The organism is Variovorax sp. P2_H12 (assembly GCF_056403395.1).
Genome location: NZ_JBFUFO010000070.1, coordinates 1 through 20,111, shown reverse-complemented (window position 1 = coordinate 20,111; position 20,111 = coordinate 1). Strand labels below are relative to the sequence as shown.

The 20,111-nt window shown below is 68.0% G+C and carries 20 protein-coding genes; 15 read left to right on the top strand and 5 right to left on the bottom strand.

Features of this window, described 5'->3' with window-relative positions:
• Positions 1–500, bottom strand: a 500-nt coding sequence (locus tag AC1DYK_RS33855; RefSeq protein WP_478170283.1) for a radical SAM protein, incomplete at its 3' end; no start/stop codon positions are given.
• A gap of 383 nt (positions 501–883) precedes the next feature.
• Between AC1DYK_RS33855 and AC1DYK_RS33850 the strand changes: the two genes are divergently transcribed.
• Genes AC1DYK_RS33850 through AC1DYK_RS33810 form a run of 9 tightly spaced genes read left to right on the top strand, consistent with a single transcriptional unit; the run spans position 884 to position 9,895 of the window.
• A complete protein-coding gene (locus AC1DYK_RS33850) occupies positions 884–1,891 on the top strand; it encodes a thiamine pyrophosphate-dependent dehydrogenase E1 component subunit alpha (protein WP_478170282.1) in 1,008 nt (335 codons plus the stop codon).
• Between the two features lie 28 nt (positions 1,892–1,919).
• Positions 1,920–2,966, top strand: a complete 1,047-nt coding sequence (locus tag AC1DYK_RS33845; RefSeq protein ID WP_478170281.1) for an alpha-ketoacid dehydrogenase subunit beta — start codon at positions 1,920–1,922, stop codon at positions 2,964–2,966.
• On the top strand, positions 2,963–3,205 hold the full coding sequence (locus AC1DYK_RS33840) for a lipoyl domain-containing protein (protein ID WP_478170280.1): 243 nt from the start codon (positions 2,963–2,965) through the stop codon (positions 3,203–3,205). Before AC1DYK_RS33845 ends, AC1DYK_RS33840 begins: the two co-directional genes overlap by 4 nt.
• The gene (locus tag AC1DYK_RS33835) at positions 3,202–3,909 is read left to right on the top strand and encodes a dihydrolipoamide acetyltransferase family protein (protein ID WP_478170279.1); all 708 of its coding nucleotides are present in this window, start codon (positions 3,202–3,204) and stop codon (positions 3,907–3,909) included. Before AC1DYK_RS33840 ends, AC1DYK_RS33835 begins: the two co-directional genes overlap by 4 nt.
• Before the next feature lie 28 nt (positions 3,910–3,937).
• Positions 3,938–4,639 carry a lipoate--protein ligase family protein gene (locus AC1DYK_RS33830; protein WP_478170278.1) on the top strand — a complete coding sequence of 234 codons (702 nt, stop codon included), beginning with the start codon at positions 3,938–3,940 and terminating at the stop codon, positions 4,637–4,639.
• A 39-nt stretch (positions 4,640–4,678) separates the two neighbouring features.
• Complete coding sequence (locus AC1DYK_RS33825; RefSeq protein ID WP_478170277.1) at positions 4,679–5,290, top strand: gluconate 2-dehydrogenase subunit 3 family protein; 612 nt, start codon at positions 4,679–4,681, stop codon at positions 5,288–5,290.
• Positions 5,291–5,320: 30 nt separating this feature from the next.
• On the top strand, positions 5,321–6,901 hold the full coding sequence (locus AC1DYK_RS33820; RefSeq protein ID WP_478170276.1) for a GMC family oxidoreductase: 1,581 nt from the start codon (positions 5,321–5,323) through the stop codon (positions 6,899–6,901).
• A 2-nt stretch (positions 6,902–6,903) separates the two neighbouring features.
• On the top strand, positions 6,904–7,731 hold the full coding sequence (locus AC1DYK_RS33815) for an alpha/beta fold hydrolase (protein WP_478170275.1): 828 nt from the start codon (positions 6,904–6,906) through the stop codon (positions 7,729–7,731).
• A 46-nt stretch (positions 7,732–7,777) separates the two neighbouring features.
• A complete protein-coding gene (locus AC1DYK_RS33810) occupies positions 7,778–9,895 on the top strand; it encodes a sigma-54-dependent Fis family transcriptional regulator (RefSeq protein ID WP_478170274.1) in 2,118 nt (705 codons plus the stop codon).
• Here AC1DYK_RS33810 and AC1DYK_RS33805 read toward each other — a convergent pair.
• From AC1DYK_RS33805 to AC1DYK_RS33795, 3 genes are all read right to left on the bottom strand, one after another.
• A complete protein-coding gene (locus tag AC1DYK_RS33805; RefSeq protein WP_478170273.1) occupies positions 9,858–10,250 on the bottom strand; it encodes a LysR substrate-binding domain-containing protein in 393 nt (130 codons plus the stop codon). The two genes, AC1DYK_RS33810 and AC1DYK_RS33805, sit on opposite strands and share 38 nt — an antisense overlap.
• 131 nt (positions 10,251–10,381) lie before the next feature.
• Complete coding sequence (locus AC1DYK_RS33800) at positions 10,382–11,221, bottom strand: alpha/beta fold hydrolase (protein ID WP_478170272.1); 840 nt, start codon at positions 11,219–11,221, stop codon at positions 10,382–10,384.
• Positions 11,222–11,226: 5 nt separating this feature from the next.
• The gene (locus tag AC1DYK_RS33795) at positions 11,227–12,039 is read right to left on the bottom strand and encodes a class I SAM-dependent methyltransferase (RefSeq protein ID WP_478170271.1); all 813 of its coding nucleotides are present in this window, start codon (positions 12,037–12,039) and stop codon (positions 11,227–11,229) included.
• Positions 12,040–12,166: 127 nt separating this feature from the next.
• On the opposite strand from AC1DYK_RS33795, the gene AC1DYK_RS33790 reads away from it, so the two are divergent.
• Positions 12,167–14,713 carry an ATP-binding protein gene (locus tag AC1DYK_RS33790; RefSeq protein ID WP_478170270.1) on the top strand — a complete coding sequence of 849 codons (2,547 nt, stop codon included), beginning with the start codon at positions 12,167–12,169 and terminating at the stop codon, positions 14,711–14,713.
• Positions 14,714–14,813: 100 nt separating this feature from the next.
• Complete coding sequence (locus AC1DYK_RS33785) at positions 14,814–14,990, top strand: FCD domain-containing protein (RefSeq protein ID WP_478170284.1); 177 nt, start codon at positions 14,814–14,816, stop codon at positions 14,988–14,990.
• A 5-nt stretch (positions 14,991–14,995) separates the two neighbouring features.
• On the opposite strand, the gene AC1DYK_RS33780 is transcribed toward AC1DYK_RS33785, so the two are convergent.
• Positions 14,996–15,997 carry a LacI family DNA-binding transcriptional regulator gene (locus AC1DYK_RS33780; protein WP_478170269.1) on the bottom strand — a complete coding sequence of 334 codons (1,002 nt, stop codon included), beginning with the start codon at positions 15,995–15,997 and terminating at the stop codon, positions 14,996–14,998.
• A 330-nt stretch (positions 15,998–16,327) separates the two neighbouring features.
• Between AC1DYK_RS33780 and AC1DYK_RS33775 the strand changes: the two genes are divergently transcribed.
• From AC1DYK_RS33775 to AC1DYK_RS33760, 4 genes are all read left to right on the top strand, one after another.
• Positions 16,328–17,335 carry a Bug family tripartite tricarboxylate transporter substrate binding protein gene (locus AC1DYK_RS33775; protein ID WP_478170268.1) on the top strand — a complete coding sequence of 336 codons (1,008 nt, stop codon included), beginning with the start codon at positions 16,328–16,330 and terminating at the stop codon, positions 17,333–17,335.
• 41 nt (positions 17,336–17,376) lie between these two features.
• Entirely contained in the window at positions 17,377–18,336 is a 960-nt protein-coding gene (locus tag AC1DYK_RS33770) for a Bug family tripartite tricarboxylate transporter substrate binding protein (RefSeq protein WP_478170267.1), read from the top strand.
• Positions 18,337–18,373: 37 nt separating this feature from the next.
• Positions 18,374–19,525, top strand: coding sequence for an L-talarate/galactarate dehydratase (locus AC1DYK_RS33765; RefSeq protein ID WP_478170266.1), 1,152 nt, complete (start codon positions 18,374–18,376; stop codon positions 19,523–19,525).
• A 113-nt stretch (positions 19,526–19,638) separates the two neighbouring features.
• The coding region (locus AC1DYK_RS33760) for an SAF domain-containing protein (protein WP_478170265.1) at positions 19,639–20,111 on the top strand (473 nt) is incomplete at its 3' end.

Below are 20,111 nucleotides of genomic sequence, written 5' to 3'. Positions count from 1 at the left end.
CGGATGTTGCGGATGCAGTCGACGAAATGCTGGCTGCCACCGTCGCGCAGGTCGTCGCGGTCGACGCTGGTGATCACCACGTACTTGAGGCGCAGCCGGGCGATGGTCTTCGCGAGGTTCAGCGGCTCGTCGATGTCGAGCGGATCGGGTCGGCCGTGGCCGACGTCGCAGAACGGGCAGCGCCGGGTGCACTTGTCGCCCATGATCATGAAGGTGGCCGTGCCGTTGCCGAAGCACTCGCCGATGTTGGGGCAGGAGGCTTCCTCGCAGACCGTGTGCAGGTTGCTCTCGCGCAGGATCTGCTTGATCTCGTAGAAGCGGGTGGTGGGCGAGCCGGCCTTGACGCGGATCCACTCGGGCTTCTTGAGCACCTCGCCCTGCACCACCTTGACCGGGATGCGCGACAGCTTGGCCGCGGCTTTCTGCTTGGCGAGGGGGTTGTAGCTCTCGGGTCCTTGGGCGTCGCGGACGATGGGGGTGGCGACTTCGGGTGTTGGCATGGGCGTGTTCTCGATGGCAAGTTCATCGATGCGCGCAAGTCGCGTGCCGCCCGCTCCGTGCTTCCAGCGCTCTCGTGCGGGCGACTCGCAGGCTGTGACACCTGTCGCACCGCAACGCATCGGGTGCGACGAATGTCGCGCCATGTGTCGCGGCGCTTGGCGTGCAACACCCGTTCGATAGGCGCCGACAAGCTCCCCGCATCGCTCGAAAGCGGTTTCACGCGTCTTTTCTTCAGGGTTTTCCCGCGAGCCTTGCGGATTCGCGGCAGGTGGCACGTGCATTGCGCAAAGGAGTGCGCAGAACACGGCGCATAGCCGGTTCGGCACCGTCCCGCCGGCACGCTCGTGCGGGGAATCGACAGCAGCGACATGGAGACCTCAGCATGAACCCGAACACGGATCACAAACTCTGGATGTACGAAAAGATGGTCGAGATCCGGGAGTACGAAGAGACGATGGCCCGGATCTATCTCGAAGGCAAACTTCCGCCCCACATCCAGAAGGGACTGGCCTTCGACATCGGCGCCGGGCCGGTGCCGGGCGAGATGCATCTCGCGGCCGGGCAGGAACCGGTAGCGGTGGGCGTCTGCGCCCACCTGCATGACGACGACACGGTGGTCGGCGCGCACCGCCCCCACCACTTCGCCATTGCCAAGGGCGTGCCGCTCAAGCCTATGACGGCAGAGATGTTCGGCAAGGACACGGGCCTGGGCCGCGGCAAGGGTGGCCACATGCATCTGTTCGACCCGCAGCACAAGTTCAGCTGCAGCGGCATCATCGGCGCGAGCATGCCGCCTGCCTGCGGCGCGGCCCTCGCCGCGAAGAAGCGGGGCAAGGACTGGGTGGCAGTGGCCTTCTTCGGCGAAGGCGCGACCAACCAGGGCGCCTTCCACGAGTCGATGAACCTCGCGGCGCTGTGGAAGCTGCCGGTGCTGTTCGTCTGCGAGGACAACAAGTACGCGATCTCGGTGGAGAAGTCCGACTCCACGTCGGTGGCGTGGAACGCCGACCGTGCCGCGGCCTACGGCATGCCCGGCGTGCTGGTGGAACAGAACGACGCGCTGGCCGTGTACGAGGCTGCGGGCGCGGCCATCGAACGGGCGCGGCGCGGCGAAGGGCCGACCCTGCTCGAGGTGAAGACCGATCGCTACCTGGGCCATTTCCAGGGCGACCCTGAAACGTACCGTCCAAAGGGCGAGGTCGAAGAACTGCGCAGGAACGATCCGATTCCGCGTCTGGGCGAGCACCTGCGGCGCGCCGGGCTGCTCGACGACGCCTCCGACAAGGCGCTGCGCGAGCGCGTCAGCGCGCGCATCGCCGAGGCCTACGAATACGGCCGCACCAGTCCCTACCCGAAGCCCGAAGACGCGCTGCTGCATGTCTTCGCCTGAACCGAACGATGAGAAACGGAGACCCGACATGACATCGCAGACCACCCGCAAGCTCACCATGGCACAAGCGATTTCCGAGGCCATCGGCCAGGAGATCGAGCGCGACCCCGACATCTTCGTGATGGGCGAGGACGTCGGCAAGTACGGCGGCATCTTCGGCGCCACGGGCGGCCTGCTCGCCAAGCACGGCAAGGACCGCATCATGGACACGCCCATCTCCGAGACGGCCTTCATCGGCACCGCCATCGGCGCTGCGGCCGAGGGCATGCGTCCGATCGCCGAACTGATGTTCGTCGACTTCTTCGGCGTGTGCATGGACATGATCTACAACCACATGGCCAAGAACACCTACATGGCCGGCGGCAACATCAAGCTGCCGATGGTGCTCATGTCCGCGATCGGCGGCGGCTACAACGACGCCGCTCAGCACTCGCAGTGCCTGTACGCGACTTTCGGCCACATGCCGGGCATGAAGGTGGTGGTGCCGTCCAACGCCTACGACGCCAAAGGGCTGATGACGCAGGCCATCCGCGACGACAACCCGGTGGTGTTCTTGTTCCACAAGGGCATCATGGGCCTGCCGTGGATGTCCTATTTCGAGGGCAGCACGAACCAGGTGCCGGCCGAGTCGTACACCATTCCCTTCGGGAAGGCGAACGTGGTGCGCGAAGGGAGTGACCTGACCATCGTCACCTTGAGCCAGATGGTGCAGAAATCGGTGGTCGCCGCACAGCAACTGGCGGACGCGGGCATCGACGCGGAGGTGATCGACCTGCGCACCATCGTGCCGCTGGACCGCGAGGCGGTGCTGAAGTCGGTGCGCAAGACCGGCCGACTGCTGGTGGCTGACGAGGACTACCTGAGCTACGGCCTGTCGGGCGAGATCGCCGCGCTGGTCGCCGAGAACCTCGACACCGTGAAGCTGAAGGCACCGGTCCGGCGCCTGGCCGTACCCGACGTGCCGATCCCGTACAGCCGGCCGCTCGAACAGTTCGTCATTCCGCAGATCGACGCCATCATCGCCGCCGCCACGCAATTGGCCGGTGCGCGCCAACTCGAGGGAGCCGCAGCATGACCGACATTGTGCTTTCGCAGGAAGCCTGGCAGGACGTGGAGCCGGGTACCGAGGCGCTGGTCGAGGACTGGCTGGTGAAGGAGGGCGACCGCGTAAGCGCCGGCCAGCCGGTGGCCAGCGTGGTGGTCGTCAAGGCCAGCCACGAGGTGCTGGCGCCGGCCGATGGCGTCATCGGGAACATCCTGGTCGCGGCCGAGGAAACCTTCAAGCCGGGCCAGGCACTGGCGACCCTGCAATGAGCGCGCTTGCCATCGAGAGCGCGCGTGGGCCCGCGCCGCTGATTCCGCTCAAGGGATTGCGCGGCAGCATCGCGCGAAACATGACGGCGGGATGGCAGGCACCTCGCGTCGCGATGGGTGCCGAGGTCGACATGTCTCGCGCGCTCGCGCTGCTTGCCGAGCGCAACGCAGGTGGGGGCGCGGTCGGGCGCATCACCGTCACCGCCGTGGTGCTGCGCGCGGTGGCGCTGGCCTTGCGTGAGCACGGCGCCATGAACGCACTGATGCGCGAAGGCGGCATCGAGCGCGCGAGCGCGGTCCACCTGGGCCTGGCCGTGGCACTCGACGAGGGCCTGGCCGTGCCGGTGATCCGCGACGCCGACACGCTGTCCATCGAACACCTGGCAAGCGCATCGCGCGAACTCGCGCAGGGGGCGCGCAGCGGCTCGTTGCCGCCCAGGGTCTTTCAGGGCGGCACCTTTACCGTGACCAACCTGGGCATGACCGGGATCGACTGGTTCACGCCGATCCTGAATCCACCGCAAGTCGGCATCCTCGGTCTCGCCCGCGTGGTGGAGCGGCCCGTGGTACGGAGCGGCGCAGTGGCGGTCGTGCCGGTGACCATGCTGACGCTCGTGTTCGACCATCGCGCGGTTGACGGTCACCCTGCCGCCCTGTTCCTGCGCAGCGTGCGCGAGCGGCTCGAAGCGTGCGATGGCTTGTGAGCACGCCATGAACGCCTTTCCGCTTGCAGTGATCGAGCAGCAATGGAACGAACGCCAGCTCGCTGAGCCGGTCCGCCAGCCGGCCTGGCGCTTGTGGCGCTACCGGCAGCCGATGGTGGTGCTTGGTTGCTCTCAGCGCCGTCTGCTGGCCAGCGCCGATGAAGCGGCGTGTGCCCCGATGCTGGTGCGGGAATCGGGCGGCGGTGCGGTGCTGACCGGACCTTGGATGCTCGGCCTGTCGGTTGCGCTTCCGGCGGACCATCCGCTGGTCGGCGGCGGTCCGGTGGAAAGCTACCGCTGGCTCGGCGAACGGATCGCGCGGGTGCTGCAGGAGGCCGGCTTGGACGGCGCGCACGCGATTGCGCCCGAACGGCTGCGCGCATCCGTGGCATCGCACGGGGCCGGCCCTTCCGACGGGATCGAATGGGCCTGCTTCGGCGGCCTGTCGCCGTGGGAAGTGCTGGCGGCCGACGGGCGAAAAATCGTCGGCCTCGCACAGGTGAGGCGGCGCAACGGCGTCCTGCTGGTCGGCGGCGCGCTGCTGACGCCTTCCCCCTGGTCGCTGCTGTGCCGGGCACTGGTGCGCCCCGACTCTGACGCGCATCGCCTGGCCCGTGTCACCACTTCGTGCCGTGACGAGATCGGCCCTTCCTTCGACGCGCTTGCACTGGAGCGCTCGGTGGGCAAGGCGCTCGAGGCCCACCTTGCGCACGAGACCTGCCTGTATTGACGCTCAAGACATTCATTTTTTCAACGAGGAGACAAGACGATGATCCACGATTCCCAAGAGGCCGAGCGCGCGGCGCAGGCGACCGGACCGAATGCAGTCCCGTCCATGCGCGTGCTCGACAAGCGAGCCCGGATGGGCCGTCGCGGATTTCTGCGCGGCGGCGGCCTCGGCGCCATCGGCATCACGGTGGTGCCGGTCGCCGCGCTCTCGCTCGCGCCGGCAACCACGTTGGCCCAGTCCTTCACGACACTCGGCGCTGGCACCGGCAAGACCCTGGTGCGCATGGCGCGCGACATCTATCCGCACGACAAGCTGCCGGACAAGTTCTACGTGCAGGCCGAGGCACCCTACGACGCCGCTTCGACGAAGGACACTGCGCTCAGAAAGCTGATCACCGACGGCGTGGCCGGGCTCGACGCCAGCGCCAGGCAACGCTACGGCAAACCCTACGTGGAAGTGCCCACAGAGCCCGAGCGTGTAACGCTGCTCAAGGCGATCGAGACCACGCCCTTCTTCAAGAAGATCCAGGGAGACCTGGTCACCGGGCTGTACAACAACAAGGAGCTGTGGCCACTCTTCGGCTACGAGGGATCCGCCTGGGAGAAGGGGGGCTACCTGACCCGCGGCTTCAACGATCTCGACTGGCTCTGAGCCGGCGGAACACTTCAAGGAGACAGGACCATGGCACAAGAAACCAAGTTCGCCCTCGACGACGCCAGCGTGGTGGTCATCGTGGGCTCGGGCGCCGGCGGTGGCACGCTCGCCAACGAGCTGGCACAGCGCGGCGTCAAGTGCGTCGTGCTCGAGGCCGGCAAGCACTACACGCAGGGCGACTTCGAGAACGACGAATGGGCGATGTTCAACAAGATCTCGTGGCTGGACAAGCGCATCTCGGCCGGCGGCTGGCACCACACCAAGACCTATCCGAACCTGCCCGCGTGGATCGTCAAGGGTGTGGGTGGCTCGACCGTGCACTGGTCGGGCGTGGCCCTGCGTTTTCAGGAGCACGACTTCCGCACCCGCACCGCCTACGGTGCCGTCGAGGGCGCCAACGTGCTGGACTGGCCCATCACTCTCAAGGAGCTCGCGTCCTACTACGACCTGGCCGAGAAGAAGATGGGCGTAGCCGGCAGCAAGGCCAGCGGCCTGCCGGCCATGCCACCCAACAACCACTACAAGGTGATCGACGCCGGCGCGCGCAAGCTGGGCTACAAGCAGATCGTGCGCCCTGTGGCATCCAATCCTGTTGCCTACGACGGACGTCCCGGGTGCATGCAGCTCGGCTTTTGCATGCAGGGTTGCAAGATCGGCGCGAAGTGGTCCACGCTCTACACCGAAGTGCCCAAGGCCCAAGCCACCGGCAACGTGGAACTGCGGCCGGAGTCGATGGTGCTGCAAATCCAGCACGACAAGTCAGGCAAGGCCAGCGGCGTGCTGTACGTGGACAAGGACGGCAAGCGACAGCTGCAGAAGGCCCGCGTGGTCTGCGTGGCCGGCAACTCCATCGAGTCGCCTCGCCTGCTGCTCAATTCCGCATCGAGCATGTTTCCCAATGGCCTGGCCAACTCCTCCGGCCAAGTCGGAAAGAACTACATGAATCACGCCACCGCCGCGGCAGTATCGATCCACAAGAAGCCGGTGTACATGTACCGTGGCTTCGACATCGCGGCGGTGATCGCCGACGAGGTGGCGCCGGACACAAAACGAGGGTTCTTCGGCGGCTACTACCTCGAGGGCCTGGCGCTGCACCTGCCTTACACGGCGGCCTTCATGAAGCCTGGTGGCTGGGGCCGCGACGTCACCTCGGCGCTCGAGATGTACGACCACATGAGCTGCGTCTGGGTCTGCGGTGAAGACCTGGCACGCGAGCAGAACGGCATCGCCTTGCACCCGACCGAGAAGGATCAATACGGACTGCCGGTGCCGATCGTCAGCAAGACGTACCACGCCAACGACGACAAGATCGCGGCGCACGGCCTGGTCCAGTGGCGCAAGGTGTCGGAGGCGGTCGGCGCCACGCGGGTGATCGACATGCCGGCCTATCCGGCGAGTCACAACCTGGGAACCAACCGCATGAGTGCCAAGCCGCGCGACGGCGTGGTCAATCGCTGGGGCCAGTCGCACGACGTGAAGAACCTGTTCATCTCCGACGGCAGCCAGTTCACCTCGAGTTCCGCGGCCAATCCGACGCTGACGATCGTGGCCCTCGCGATTCGCCAGGCCGAGCACATCGCATCGGCCATGGGGCGGCGGGAGCTGTGAGCGTGGTCACGGTCGATCGCGCGCAGCGCGCACCGGCCGGGACATTGCCGGCTCGACTCGCCTGCCGCAGCTATGGACAGGGCGAGACCGTGCTGTTGCTGCACGGGCTGTTTGGCTCGGCGGCGCAGTGGCACCACATCGCCGTGCCTTTGTCGCGAACCCGCCGTGTCCTGACGGTGGACCTGCGCAACCATGGCGCCTCGCCCCACACAGCGGGCATGGACTATGGGCAGATGAGCGAGGACCTGCGCGCGCTGGTCGACGCGCAGGAACTCGACGAAGTGGCCGTCGTCGGCCACAGCATGGGCGGCAAGGTGGCGATGGCGTTTGCCCTGCAGTACCCGCAGCGCACGCGCAGTCTCGCTGTCGTGGATATCGCTCCGACATCCTATCCCGACGGATTCACGGCGCTGATCTATGCCGCACTGCGGCTCGATCTCACGGCCGTTCGCCGGCGCGAGGATGCGGACGCCCTGCTGGCACGTCATGTGCCCTCGGTGCGCCTGCGCGCCATGCTGCTGCAGAACCTGGTGCACCGCGACGGCGGCTGGGCCTGGCGCATCCACTGGAAAGGCATCGCCACGGGCATGAACGATTTGCTGGCGTTTCCGCCGCAGTTGTGTCGTCGCAAGTCGCTGGTGCCGGCGCTCTTCATTGGAGGCGCGGCCTCTGACCACCTGGGTGCGTGCCACGAGGATCTGATCCGCGCGCTTTTCGCCGACGCCGCGTTCGACGTGATCGCAGGTGCGGGCCACTGGGTTCATGTGGACCAGCCCGGGGCGCTCACGCAACGACTCGATGCCTGGCTGCAGCAGCCGGGCCACCGCTAGGATCGGCGCGCCGGGGCAGCAGAACAGCCTGCGCATGGTGCGGTGGATGTGGACGGTGCTGGCGCCGTTGGCGGAGTCGGACGTAATATCCGCAAGAGTCACGGGCCGGGCGAAAGCTGTGACCGTACGCAACCACAACCCGCGCGCCTACAGGCCTACAGAGCTCGTGGCAGGAGACAAGACAATGGTTCACGCTTCGCTTCCCAAGGCCAACCGGGAGTCCGGCACGCAGGCGCTGAGAGAGGTCGATGCCGACGACGTGCTGATCGAACGTTCGCGGCAGCGCTCGTTCGATCTTTACCGGCTCGACCCGGGTCGCTGTGATCCCCCGCGCGTGCTTCCGGCCCAGGCTCTGCGCGAACACCGGACACCGATGGAGCCCTTGCTCGACGTCGCACGCAGCGGTACGGAATCGCTGTTCATGCAGATTCGGGATGCCGGCTATGTTGTGTTGCTGACCGACGCCCACGGCGTGGCCGTGGACTTCATCAACAATCCCGTCATCGACCGGGAGTTGCGTCGCGCGGGCCTCTATCTGGGCGGCTGCTGGTCCGAGCAGTACGAGGGCACCTGCGCAGTGGGTCTGGCGACCACCGAGCGGCGGCCCATCACCGTGCACCACGGCGAGCACTTTCGGGCCACCAACAACGCGCTGACCTGCAGTGCAGCACCGATCCTCGCGCCCAATGGCGACCTGTTGGCGGTGCTCGACGCTTCGGCGTTGCAGTCGCCAGACGACAAGCGCAGCCAGCAGCTGGTGCTGCAGATGGTCAAGTTCACCGCGCGCATGGTCGAGAACGCGAATTTCCTGCGTCAATACGAGCGCCATCTGGTGCTGCGCCTCGGGAGCCGTCGCGACTTCCTGGAGGTGACGACCGAGGGCCTGATCGCGCTCGACGAAGGCGGCCACATCGTGGCGGCCAACCAGCGCTTCCTGCAGGATGTGGGCGCCACGCCGGCGTCCTTCGCCGGCCGGCACGTGGAGGACGTGTTCGGGATCGGTTTCGACACGCTGGCGGCTGCCGCACGGGCGGGCGGGGATCCGATCGCGCTGCGTCTGCTGCATTCGGGCAGCCAGTGCTTCGCGCTGGCGCGCCAGCCGCGACGTGTGCGCCAGTCCCCGAGCCTGACAGGCGGGCGCGTGAGCCATGGTCCTTCGGCGAGTGCGCTCGAAAGCCTGGCGGGCAGTGACGCGCGCATGGCCGCCAACGTGCGCCAGGCGTTGCGCGTGCTCGACAAGGGCCTGCCGGTGCTGCTCCAGGGTGAATCGGGCACGGGCAAGGAAGCCTTCGCGAAGGCCATGCACGACGCGAGCGCGAGGGCCAGTCGCGCCTTCGTTGCGCTCAACTGCGCGGCAATTCCGGAGACCCTGATCGAGAGCGAACTGTTCGGCTACAAGGACGGCGCCTTCACGGGCGCGCGAGCCAAGGGCGCGCGCGGCAAGGTGCTCCAGGCGCATGGTGGCACCCTGTTCCTGGACGAGATCGGGGACATGCCGCTGGCCATGCAGACGCGGTTGCTTCGCGTGCTGGCCGAGCGCGAGGTCATGCCACTGGGCGCCGAGCAGCCGACTCCGGTCGACCTTCAGATCATCTGCGCGACGCACCGCGATTTGAAGGACCTCGTGGCTTCGGGGCTGTTTCGGCTCGATCTCTACTATCGACTGGCCGGCCTGGCACTCGCCTTGCCGGCCTTGCGCGATCGACTCGACAAGGAGGAGCTGATTCAGGCGGTGCTGGAGGCCGAGTCTCGGGACCTGGGATGCGAGGCCCCGTGCCTGACCGAGAGTGTGCTTGCCGTGCTGGCTGCCTACGCTTGGCCGGGCAACATCCGACAACTGAAGAATACGCTGCGGGCGGCGCTGGCTTTGAGCGGTGATGAGCCGATCGGCGTGGCGCATCTGCCGGCCGAGATCACCGATGCGATCAGCGCGACTCTGCCGCCGCCGCGGCTTTCGTCGCTGGGCTTCAATGACCACGCGCCGGCGACAGCACCTGCAACTGCAACGGATGCGCGCGAGGCGCTGCTTCAGGCCCTGCGTCAGCATCAATGGAACGTGACCGAGGCGGCGCGCAGCCTGGGTACCTGTCGGGCGACGGTCTATCGCCGGATGCAGAAGTACTGCATCATTCCGCCGAATCAGCGCGATGGAGCGAGTCGCTGAGCTCGAGGAGCATGGAGATCGGTACCTGAAACGGATGCTCTAGCGCCTGCGCCCAAGTCACCCGGCTGCGCGCGGCGAGCGGATGGTCGGGGCGGCAGACCAACCGGATACGGTCACGCATGAGGCTCTGCTGAAGCAGTTCGGGCGGGGTCTGGCGTTGTGGGGCGATGCCCAGGTCGGCCTCACCGCTTGCGACCCGCGCAGTGGCCTGCTGGTGCAGCAACCCGGCAAGCGCGCCAAGACAAGACCATGGTGAAACGAGAGCATCAAGCATTTGGGAGGTCTCGGCGAAGGTCTGGTCCTGGCCCCGTTGCGGTCGTAGCAAATGGCTGCCGGCGCTCGTGAAACCGGTCATACGACAGACGTGTCCAAGACCGATCCGCTGTCTGAGTTCAGTCTCTCGCCGACCATCGTCGGCGAGAGGCCCATGCGTGCTGCGCGGGGCGTGGGGCGCCTGGACCTCGTTCCGAGCCGCTCGCAGCCCGCTCAGGGCGCGGGGTGGCGGCGAAGGAAGTCCTCAATCGCCACGTCGACCTGCGCCGGGTGCGTGACCGGCCCCATGTGGCCGAGGTCTGCGAAGGTCAGGGTCTCGACCCGCGGCAGGGTCCGCGTCAGCAGCGTGGCGACCGCGCGCGCCGACGGCGTGGTCTCGCCGCCCTGCATCAGCAGCACCGGCATGTCCAGCGCCCGGAACGCCATCAGCGGCGTGGTCTCGCCGAACAGCGCCCGGCCCCAGCCCTGCACGTTGACCACCGCGGCCTCGATCGCGCTGCGCTGCGCCTGCGGCTTGGCGAACCAGGCTCCGGCACCCATCCAGTAGTCGATGAAGGTCTCGGCCGCGGCGCTGCGGTCGCCGGCGGCCAGCGCGGCCGCGCAGCGCGCCACCGTGTCGCGGATGCCGTCGACGGCGTTCGGCACCGGGGTCTGAGCATCCACCAACGCGAACAGCGTCGGCTCGTAGAGCACCAGCGCGTGCACGCGCTCGGGCCGCCGCAGCGCGGCGAGCAGCGCCAACGCGCCGCCGTACGAATGGCCGACCAGCGTGAACGGCGCGCCGGCGCGGGTGAACACCGGCTCGAGCGACGCCACCTCGTCGCGCAGCGTCAGAACGCGGTCGGTCGGCCAGGCCGGGCCCCGGCCGGCGCCGTGGGTGTCCGGCGCCAGCAGGTGGTGGCGCGGCGCCAGCCGGTCCATCAGCGGCCGCCACTGCGACGAGCTGCTGGCGTTGCAGTGGATGCAGACCACGCCGGGGCCGCTACCGGCCTCGCGGAAAAAGGGTGCCGGCGCGACGGGCGCGGCCGGGCGGGCGCTGAGCATGGCGGTCATGGTGTTCAGCTCCGGGTGACGATCACTTCGAGGTACTCGCTGGGTGCGACCAGCGAGGCACTGCCTGCGCGGTTCATTCGCGTCAGCAGGTCGGTCAGGTCGCGCTCGAGGGCCTGTGCGCCATCGGCCGGCAGCGCGGCGAAGGCCTTGTGAATCGGTCCGTACCAGGTGCGGAAGACGTCGATGAAGTGCGCCGCCGAGCGGTAGCGGAAGTTGAAGATGCGCGGTGTCACCGAGATCGCGCTCGCCGTCTCGCCGAACAGCGTGTGCAAGTTGGCCTCGACGCCCCAGCGCGACGGCGGCTGCATGCCGGCTGGCGGCGGCAGGTGGCGGCCCAGGGTCTTGAAGACCTGGCCGATGAAGCCCTCGGGCGTCCAGTTGGCGAGGCCGATGCGGCCGCCGGGGCGGCACACGCGCGCCAGCTCGGCGGCGGCGCGGGCCTGGTCGGGCGAGAACATCACGCCGAAGGTCGACAGCACGGCGTCGAAGCTGGCGTCGTCGAACGGCAGCGCCTCGGCATCGGCGACCTGGAACTCGGCCTGCAGGCCCTCGGCACGGGCACGCTCGGCGCCACGTTCGAGCAGGCTGCCGACGTAGTCGGTCGACGTCACCAGGCAGCCGCGGCGCGCAGCGGCCAGCGTGGCGTTGCCGTTGCCGGCGGCGACGTCGAGCACCCGCTCGTCGGTGCGCAAGTCGCAGGCCTCGGCGAGCTGCTCTCCGACGATCTGCAGCGTGGTGCCGATGACGGCGTAGTCGCCGCTGGCCCAGGCGGTCTGCTGGCGGGCCTTCAGGGCGTTCAGGTCGGTGGGGGCGTTCATGGGGTCTCTCCTGGTGGTGTGGTGCCCGAATCGGGTGCCCAAAGTGTGTCCAGCGCCCCCTGCCGCGGCCATCTCGGCGCCGTGAAACGTTGTGAATCCGATAGACGCGCTAAGCTCTAGCGCCGCGATGTCGACCACCCCCGACTTCCCACACGCCTGCCGCTTCGGGCGCTTCGAGCTGCGGCCGGCACAACGCCTGCTGCTCGCCGACGGCGCGCCGCTGGCCGTCGGCGCACGCGCCTACGACTTGCTGCTGGTGCTGGTGGCCGAGCGTGATCGCGTGGTGTCGCATGACGAGTTGCTGGCCCGCGTCTGGCCCGGCTTGGTGGTCGAGGAGAACAACCTGCGCCAGCATGTCTCGGGGCTGCGCAAGCTGCTCGGCGCGCATGCGCTGGCGACGGTGCCAGGGCGCGGCTACCGCTTCACGCTGCCGCTGGACGCAGGCCCGGCGGTCACCGTTGCGCCGCCAGCCCCCGGACCCGGCCTGCCGGCCAACAAGCCGACGCTGATCGGCCGCGAGGACGACCTGGCCGCCGTGCTGGCGCTGCTCGCCGACACCCATCTGCTGACCCTGGTCGGCGCCGGCGGCGTCGGCAAGACGCGCATGGCGCTCGAGGTCGCCGACCGCGTCGGCGCCGACTTCGCCGACGGCGTCTGTTTCGTCGAGTTGGCGCCGGTCGCCGACCCGTCGCTGGTCGTGCGCACGGTGGCCAGCCAGCTCGACGTGCACGAGGAGACGACGCGGCCGCTGCTCGACACCTTGCTCGACGTGCTGCGCCGGCGCCGCTTGCTGCTGATCCTGGACAACTGCGAGCACCTGATCGAGCGCTGCGCCGCGTTCGCTGAACAGGTCCTGCGCCACAGCGCCGGCACGCGCACGCTGGCCACCAGCCGCGAGGCGCTGGGCGTGGCCGGCGAGGTGGCCTGGCGGTTGCCGTCGCTGCGCACCGCGCCGCCGGATGCCGCCGGCTCGACCGACGACTTCCTGGCCTACCCGGCCAGCCGCCTGTTCGTCGAGCGCGCGCAGGCCGTGGTGCCGGCGTTCCGCCTGACGCCGGCGAACCTCGGCGCCGCGGCGCGCGTGTGCCACCAGCTCGACGGCATCCCGCTGGCGTTGGAACTGGCCGCGGCGCGCGTCGGCGCGCTCACCGTCGAGCAGCTGGCCGCACGCCTTGACGACCGCTTCGCGCTGCTGAGGAGCGGCCGGCGCACCGCGCTGCAGCGCCACCAGACGCTGCGTTCGCTGATCGACTGGAGCCACGAGCTGCTGGGCGAATCCGAACGGGTGCTGCTGCGCCGGCTGTCGCAGTTCGCCGGGGGCTTCACGCTCGACGCCGCCGAGGCGGTGTGCAGCGCGCCGCCGATCATGCGCGGCGAGGTGCTCGACCTGTTGGCCCAGCTGGTCGAAAAGTCGCTGGTCCTGCTCGACACTTCCGGCGACGGGCCGCGCTACCGCCTGCTCGAGACCATCCGCCAGTACGGGCTGGAGAAGCTGCTGGTCGCCGGCGAACTTGAGGACACGCGCCGTTGCCACCTGGCCCATTGCCTGGAACTCGCCGAGCGCATCCGCCCGATGCTGACGCGCGCCGAGCAGTTGCGCTGGCACGCCCGCGCCGAGACCGAGCTCGACAATTTCCGGCTCGCGCTGCAGTGGTCGCTGCGCGCGGGCCAGGCCGAAGAGGGCCTGCGCCTGTTCAGCTCGCTGACCCGCTTCTGGTACAAGAACATGCACTGGAAGGAGATGGTCGGCTGGCAGGACCGGCTGGCCCAGGCCTTCCGCCGCGAGGGCCGCGCGCCGTCGATCCATTACGCGCGCTCGTTCTACGGCGCCGGCATGCTGGCCACCAACTTCGATCCGCCGCTCGGTCGCCGGCTGTGCGAGCATTGTGTCGAAGCCTCGCGGCCGCTGGCCTTCGACGAAGGCTTGGCTTGGGCGCTGATGTGGATGGGCTACATCGACACCCGCCGGCGCGACCCCGCGACCGCCAGGCTGTTCGAGGACAGCCTGGCCCACGGCCGGCGCATCGAGGACCCCTGGCGCCGGGCCTTCCTGCTCGCCCAGGCGCTGATCTGCTACGCCGGCTACGAGGCGCTGATGGGCCGCGACGAGTCGGCCGAGGCGATGGTCGCCGAGTGCGAGGCCGAGATCGCCAAGATCGGCAACGACCGGCTCTACATCGGCCACGGACGCGCGCTGCTGGGCACCATCGCCATCCGCCGCGGCCAGTTCGAGCGTGCGCACGAACTGCTGGCCGAGAGCCTGGCGCTGTACCGCGAGGTCGACTCGGCCTTCGACATCGCCGGCAGCCTGGCTCAGCAGGGCTTCCTGGCCCTGCGCCTCAACGACCCCGCACAGGCGCTGGCGTTGTTCCGCCAGAGTCTGCCGATGTACCGCAATTACCCGACGTCGCCCGGCGTGACCCGCGGCCTCGCGCAGCTGCTGATCGCCTTCGCGGCCTCTGGCCAGCCGCGAGTCGCCGCGCGTCTGGCCGGTGTGCTGGGGACCGATGCGGCGCCGGCCGAGCTGTCGGGCACCGTGAAGCGGGCCTACGAGGACGCGCTGGCCAAAGTGCGGGGCGCGCTCGATGCGGCCAACTTCGCGGACGAGCTCAAGGCCGGGCGTTCCATGGATCGCGAGGCGGCGATCGAGTACGCGCTTGCCGCTGCCGGCTGAGCAGGGCACGCGGCTGCCATGCCGGGACGCCTTGCAGCCGCTGCCCCGCGCGCTGGGCACCGATCAGCGATCTTGGATCGCAGGACTGGGCGCGAGATGACTGGCTCGACCATCTGGTCTTCAGAGCAGCCACGGTAGCCAATTCACCAGGATGCATGTAAGCATCTTCGCCGCCATCGCGCAGCATGACGTGGAGGCGGCGCGTGCCGCCATGCGCACCCATCTGGTGAACGGACGGGAGCGACGGCGCGCCTGCGAACTGCCGCAGCGGGTTTAGCCGCCCTAGGTGGCGGACGACTGCCGCTCGATCATGCGGAATCCGACATCAACGACGGGTTGCGCGACGGATTCACCGCGGCAGCGGGCGACGATCAATCGCGCGGCAAGCCGGCCGATCTCGGCGCCATCCACATGCACGGTGGAAATCGAGGGGACCGTGTGCGCTCCGAAATCCGCATTGCCGAAACCGCAGATCGCCAGATCCTGCGGAACGCGCAGGCCGCGTGCGAGCGCTTCCACCATCACGCCTTGCGCCAACTGGTCCGAGCTGCAGCAGACCGCTTCGAGCTGCGGGTCCTTCTCCAGCAGCTCTGCGAGCGCACGGCGGCCCAGTTCCAGGCTGCTGGGTGCCGGAACGATGGCCGTCGGCAACTCGCGGCCGAGCGTGGTCTGGAATCCATCGCGTCGCATGCGGGCACGATGGTCGTCACCCGTCGCGATGCCGATGTGCTTCCATCCTTTGCTCAGGAAGTAGCCGCCCACCGCGCTTCCCACCTTCACATGGGAGAAGCCCACCAGCATGTCGATGGGTCGATCGCTGAGGTCCCACGTCTCGACGACCGGAATGCCGGAGCGACGCAGCCGGTCCCGGGCCTTCTGCGACTGCACCAGGCCGGTCATGACGATGCCATCGGGCTGCCTGCCGATCATCGTGTTGAGTACCGATTCTTCCTGCCCGGCGTCGTAGGAGGTCTGTCCGAGGATCAGCTGGTAGCCCGCCGATGCCAGCTCGGTCGTCAGCGCCTGCACGGTCGGCAGGAACTGGGCCACCGACAGCGCCGGCACGATACCGCCCACCATCAGGCTGCGCTTGGACTTGAGGCCGCCGGCGAGCAGGTTCGGGATATAGCCGGTCGAGTCGACCGCCGCCTGTACCTTTTCAATGGTCTTTTTCGAGACCACGCCCGGGTTGCTCAGCGCACGCGACGCGGTGATCAGCGACACGCCGGCGGCCTTGGCCACGTCATGGAGCGTGGCGGCCTTGAAGGGAGAAACGGCATTCATGCGGGCTGTCCGGCAGTGTCGGCTGGCATCGGGAGGTGGCAAAGATGACAACGTTAGCAGAAGCCGTCTGTCAATGCCAGGGTGCGCGCGCGGACCGACGACGGGGGAGGGATTCCAAGGGAGAACGTGCCGGAACTCGGGCGCATTGGCGCGGGAAAACCCTGAATGAAAGTCGATTGACCCTCCAAAATGACAACGATATCATTTCCTCCACTTCACCAGATCTTGCAGCGGCCGCATGACTGGGGTTTGAAGATGGCCGAGCGTGACGCCGGGCGTCCGAAAACAAAGCCGCAAATGACAACGTTACCAATTACGACTGGAGTCAACATGCAGACCGCCCCTTTCCCGCGTCGCCGAATCCTTCAACTGGCCGGACTCAGTGCCCTGGCCGTCGCGGCGGCCGGCGTGTCGGTGCCAAGCCGGGCGGCCGACGCGCCCGCCGATGCCTTTGCCGGCAAGACGATCAAGATCATCGTTCCGTTCACGGCGGGCGGCTCCTCGGACATCATTGCCCGGGCCATCTCGACGCCGCTCGCCGAGGCGCTCAAGGCCACGGTCGTCGTCGACAACAAGGTGGGCGCGAACGGCAACATCGGCGCGGACTTCGTCGCCAAGTCCGCGCCCAACGGCCTCACGCTCCTGATGTGCGACGTGCGTGCGCTGGCCATCAGCCCGTCGCTGTACACGCAGCTGCCGTTCGATCCGTCGAAGAACCTGCAGCCGGTGGCGATGCTTGCCTACTCGCCGCACCTGCTGGTCGTCCATCCCTCCGTGCCGGCGAACACGCTGCCGGAACTGGTCGAGCTCTCGAAGAAGAAGCCCCTCTCCTTTGCAGTCACGGCCCTCGCCAGCGCGCCGCATCTCGCCGGCATCCAGCTCCAGGAGAAGACCGGCGCCAAGTGGGAGTACATCCCCTACAAGGGCGGCTCGCAGGCGATCAACGACACCATCGCAGGGCAGGCCGAAGTCCTGATGAACGGCATGCTGGCGACGCTGCCCTTCGTGCAGTCCAAGCGGCTCAAGATCATCGCGGTTTCGTCGCCCAAGCCGATGGCGCAACTCCCGGGTGTCCCGACCATCGGCGACACCGTCAAGGGCTTCGAGTCGGGCACCTGGCAAGGGGTGATGGCGCCTGCCGGGTTGCCGGCGGCACAGCTCGAGCGGCTGTCGGCCGAGCTGCTTCGCATCATTCACCTGCCGGCCGTGCGCGAGCAGTTGATCGCGCAGGGCGCCGACATCTCCACGATGCCGCCTGCCGAGATGTCGCGCTTCTTCGAGACCGAGCGCAAGGGCTGGGCGGCCGTCGTCGCCAAGGCCGGACTGAAGCTCGACTGACGCACGGACCCGCCCTCCACATCACTACAGAGAGACACGCCATGAAGAAATACCTGACCGTGATCGCACTGGGCCTCGCGGCCCTGACTGCCCAGGCACAGCACTGGCCCGACAAGAGCGTGACCCTGGTCGTGCCGTTTCCGCCGGGCGGCTCGACCGACCAGGTGGCGCGGGCCGTTGCGCCGCGACTCACCGACAAGTTCAAGCAATCGTTCCTCGTCGACAACAAGGCCGGTGCCACCGGCACCATCGGTGCGACCTTCGTCAAGCGCGCGGCGCCCGATGGCGCGACCTTCCTCGTGACCTCGCTCGGTCCGCTCGTCATCGTTCCGCACCTGGTCAAGGGCCTTCAGTACGACGCGCTGAAGGACTTCGACCTGATCACGGTCGCCGTGGCCTCGCCCAACGTCCTGGTGGTGCCCGCGAACTCGCCGCACAAGAGCGTGGCGGATGTCATCGCGTACGAAAAGGCCAATCCCGGCAAGATGACCTTCGCCTCGGCCGGCAACGGCTCCAGCGACCACCTGACAGCCGAACTGTTCTGGCAGCAAACCGGCACCACCGGCATCCACGTCCCCTACAAGGGCGGCGCGCCCGCGCATACGGACTTGATGGGCGGCCAGGTCGAAGCGTCCTTCCAGAACATCAACTCGGTCGTGCAATACATCAAGGGCGGCAAGATGCGGGCGCTGGCCGTCACGAGCCCCAAGCGCTCGCCCGTGCTGCCCGACGTGCCGACACTGGCGGAGGCCGGTGTCAAGAACGTCGAGGTCGCTTCGTGGCAGGCCGTCGTGGCGCCCAAGGGCCTGTCTCCCGCCGTGCGGGACAAGGCGCACGCCGCCTTCGTCGAGGCCCTCAACGATCCGAAGGTCAAGGACCAGTTCACCTCGATCGGCTTCGAGATGGTCGCCAATTCCCCGGCGCAGTTCGCCGAGTTCCAGCAGAAGGAATACGCACGCTGGAAGAACGTGATCGAGACCGGAAAGATCACGATCGACTGACCGGGCACTGCACGAATCTCCTGAAAGCCATCGCACCATGACCACCACCCCTGCGTCCCCGGCCGGCGACAGCATCGCCTGGATCCGCGTCTCTTCGTGCTACCTGCCGCTGGCCAACCCGATCAGCGATGCCAAGGTGCTGACCGGCCGCCAAAAGCCGATGACCGAGATCGCGATGCTGTTCGCCGAGATCGAGACCCGGGACGGCCACCAGGGCCTGGGTTTCAGCTACTCCAAGCGGGCCGGCGGACCGGGCCAGTTCGCACACGCCAAGGAGATCGCTCCGGCGCTGATCGGCGAAGACCCGAGTGACATCTCGAAGCTGTGGACCAAGCTGTGCTGGGCGGGCGCGTCCGTCGGGCGCAGCGGCATGGCGGTCCAGGCGATCGGCGCGTTCGACGTCGCGCTCTACGATCTGAAGGCCCGGCGCGCCGGCCTCTCGCTGTCCAAGCTGCTCGGCTCCCAGCGGGATTCGGTCCAGTGCTACAACACCTCGGGCGGCTTCCTGCACACGCCGCTCGATCAGCTGCTGGTCAACGCCGCGGCATCGCGCGAGCGCGGCATCGGCGGCATCAAGCTCAAGGTCGGCCAGCCCGATCGCGCGCTCGACATCCGGCGCGTCGAAGCGGTTCGCAAGCACATGGGCGACGACATGCCCCTGATGGTCGATGCCAACCAGCAGTGGGATCGCCCGACCGCGCAGCGCATGTGCCGCATCTTCGAGCAGTTCAACCTGGTCTGGATCGAAGAGCCGCTGGACGCCTACGACTTCGAAGGACACGCGGCGCTCGCGTCGCAGTTCGACACGCCGATCGCTACCGGCGAGATGCTGACCAGCGCGGCCGAGCACGGCGAGCTGATCCGCCACCGCGCCGCCGACTACCTGATGCCCGATGCGCCCCGCGTCGGCGGCATCACGCCCTTCCTGAAGATCGCCGCCCAGGCCGAGCAGGCGGGCCTGAGCCTGGGCCCGCACTTCGCCATGGAATTGCACGTCCACCTCGGCGCCGTCTACCAGACCGAGCCGTGGGTCGAGCACTTCGACTGGCTCGAGCCGCTGTTCAACGAGCGACTCGAGATCAGGAACGGCCGGATGCTGGTGCCGACGCGGCCTGGTCTCGGCCTCAGCCTCAGCGAACAAGCCCGAGGCTGGACGCGCGAAGAAGTCGAAGTGGGCCAGCGCGCCTGACACGCGGCCACCCCTTGCGGGAGACAAGCATGCGAATCACCCCGTCGTATGGACCAAGGTGATCAAGGACAGCAACATCTCGCTGCAGTAGCGCGAATCAACGGAGAATCCTCATGTCTGAAACGCCTGCCATTGCGCCGCTGTGCATCTGCATGGATGATCGCGACAACGTCGCGATCGTGGCCAACGACGGCGGGCTGGCGGCCGGCACGGTGTTCCCGTCCGGCCTGACGCTGCGCGAGAAGGTGCCGCAGGCGCACAAGGTCGCGCTGGTCGACATCCCCGAAGGTGGTGAGGTCCGTCGCTACAACGTCGTGATCGGCTATGCGCTCAAGGCGATCCCGGCCGGCAGCTGGGTGCACGAGCGGCTCCTGAAGATGCCCGCCGCGCGCGAACTCGCAGGCCTGCCGATCGCCACCGTGAAGCCGCCCGCGCTGCCGCCGCTCGAGGGCTACACCTTCGAGGGCTACCGCAATCCGGACGGCTCGGTGGGATCGCGCAACATCCTCGCGATCACCCAGACCGTGCAGTGCGTCGCCGGCGTCACCGAGTTCGCGGTGCAGCGCATCAAGGCCGAGCTGCTGTG

Bases quoted from the DNA above. Each gene is read 5' to 3' on its own strand.
- AC1DYK_RS33850 (WP_478170282.1), top strand. From the start codon at position 884: ATGAACCCGAACACGGATCACAAACTCTGGATGTACGAAAAGATGGTC.
- AC1DYK_RS33845 (WP_478170281.1), top strand. From the start codon at position 1,920: ATGACATCGCAGACCACCCGCAAGCTCACCATGGCACAAGCGATTTCC.
- AC1DYK_RS33840 (WP_478170280.1), top strand. From the start codon at position 2,963: ATGACCGACATTGTGCTTTCGCAGGAAGCCTGGCAGGACGTGGAGCCG.
- AC1DYK_RS33835 (WP_478170279.1), top strand. From the start codon at position 3,202: ATGAGCGCGCTTGCCATCGAGAGCGCGCGTGGGCCCGCGCCGCTGATT.
- AC1DYK_RS33825 (WP_478170277.1), top strand. From the start codon at position 4,679: ATGATCCACGATTCCCAAGAGGCCGAGCGCGCGGCGCAGGCGACCGGA.
- AC1DYK_RS33820 (WP_478170276.1), top strand. From the start codon at position 5,321: ATGGCACAAGAAACCAAGTTCGCCCTCGACGACGCCAGCGTGGTGGTC.
- AC1DYK_RS33810 (WP_478170274.1), top strand. From the start codon at position 7,778: ATGTGGACGGTGCTGGCGCCGTTGGCGGAGTCGGACGTAATATCCGCA.
- AC1DYK_RS33805 (WP_478170273.1), bottom strand. From the start codon at position 10,250: ATGACCGGTTTCACGAGCGCCGGCAGCCATTTGCTACGACCGCAACGG.
- AC1DYK_RS33800 (WP_478170272.1), bottom strand. From the start codon at position 11,221: ATGACCGCCATGCTCAGCGCCCGCCCGGCCGCGCCCGTCGCGCCGGCA.
- AC1DYK_RS33795 (WP_478170271.1), bottom strand. From the start codon at position 12,039: ATGAACGCCCCCACCGACCTGAACGCCCTGAAGGCCCGCCAGCAGACC.
- AC1DYK_RS33790 (WP_478170270.1), top strand. From the start codon at position 12,167: ATGTCGACCACCCCCGACTTCCCACACGCCTGCCGCTTCGGGCGCTTC.
- AC1DYK_RS33780 (WP_478170269.1), bottom strand. From the start codon at position 15,997: ATGAATGCCGTTTCTCCCTTCAAGGCCGCCACGCTCCATGACGTGGCC.
- AC1DYK_RS33775 (WP_478170268.1), top strand. From the start codon at position 16,328: ATGCAGACCGCCCCTTTCCCGCGTCGCCGAATCCTTCAACTGGCCGGA.
- AC1DYK_RS33770 (WP_478170267.1), top strand. From the start codon at position 17,377: ATGAAGAAATACCTGACCGTGATCGCACTGGGCCTCGCGGCCCTGACT.
- AC1DYK_RS33765 (WP_478170266.1), top strand. From the start codon at position 18,374: ATGACCACCACCCCTGCGTCCCCGGCCGGCGACAGCATCGCCTGGATC.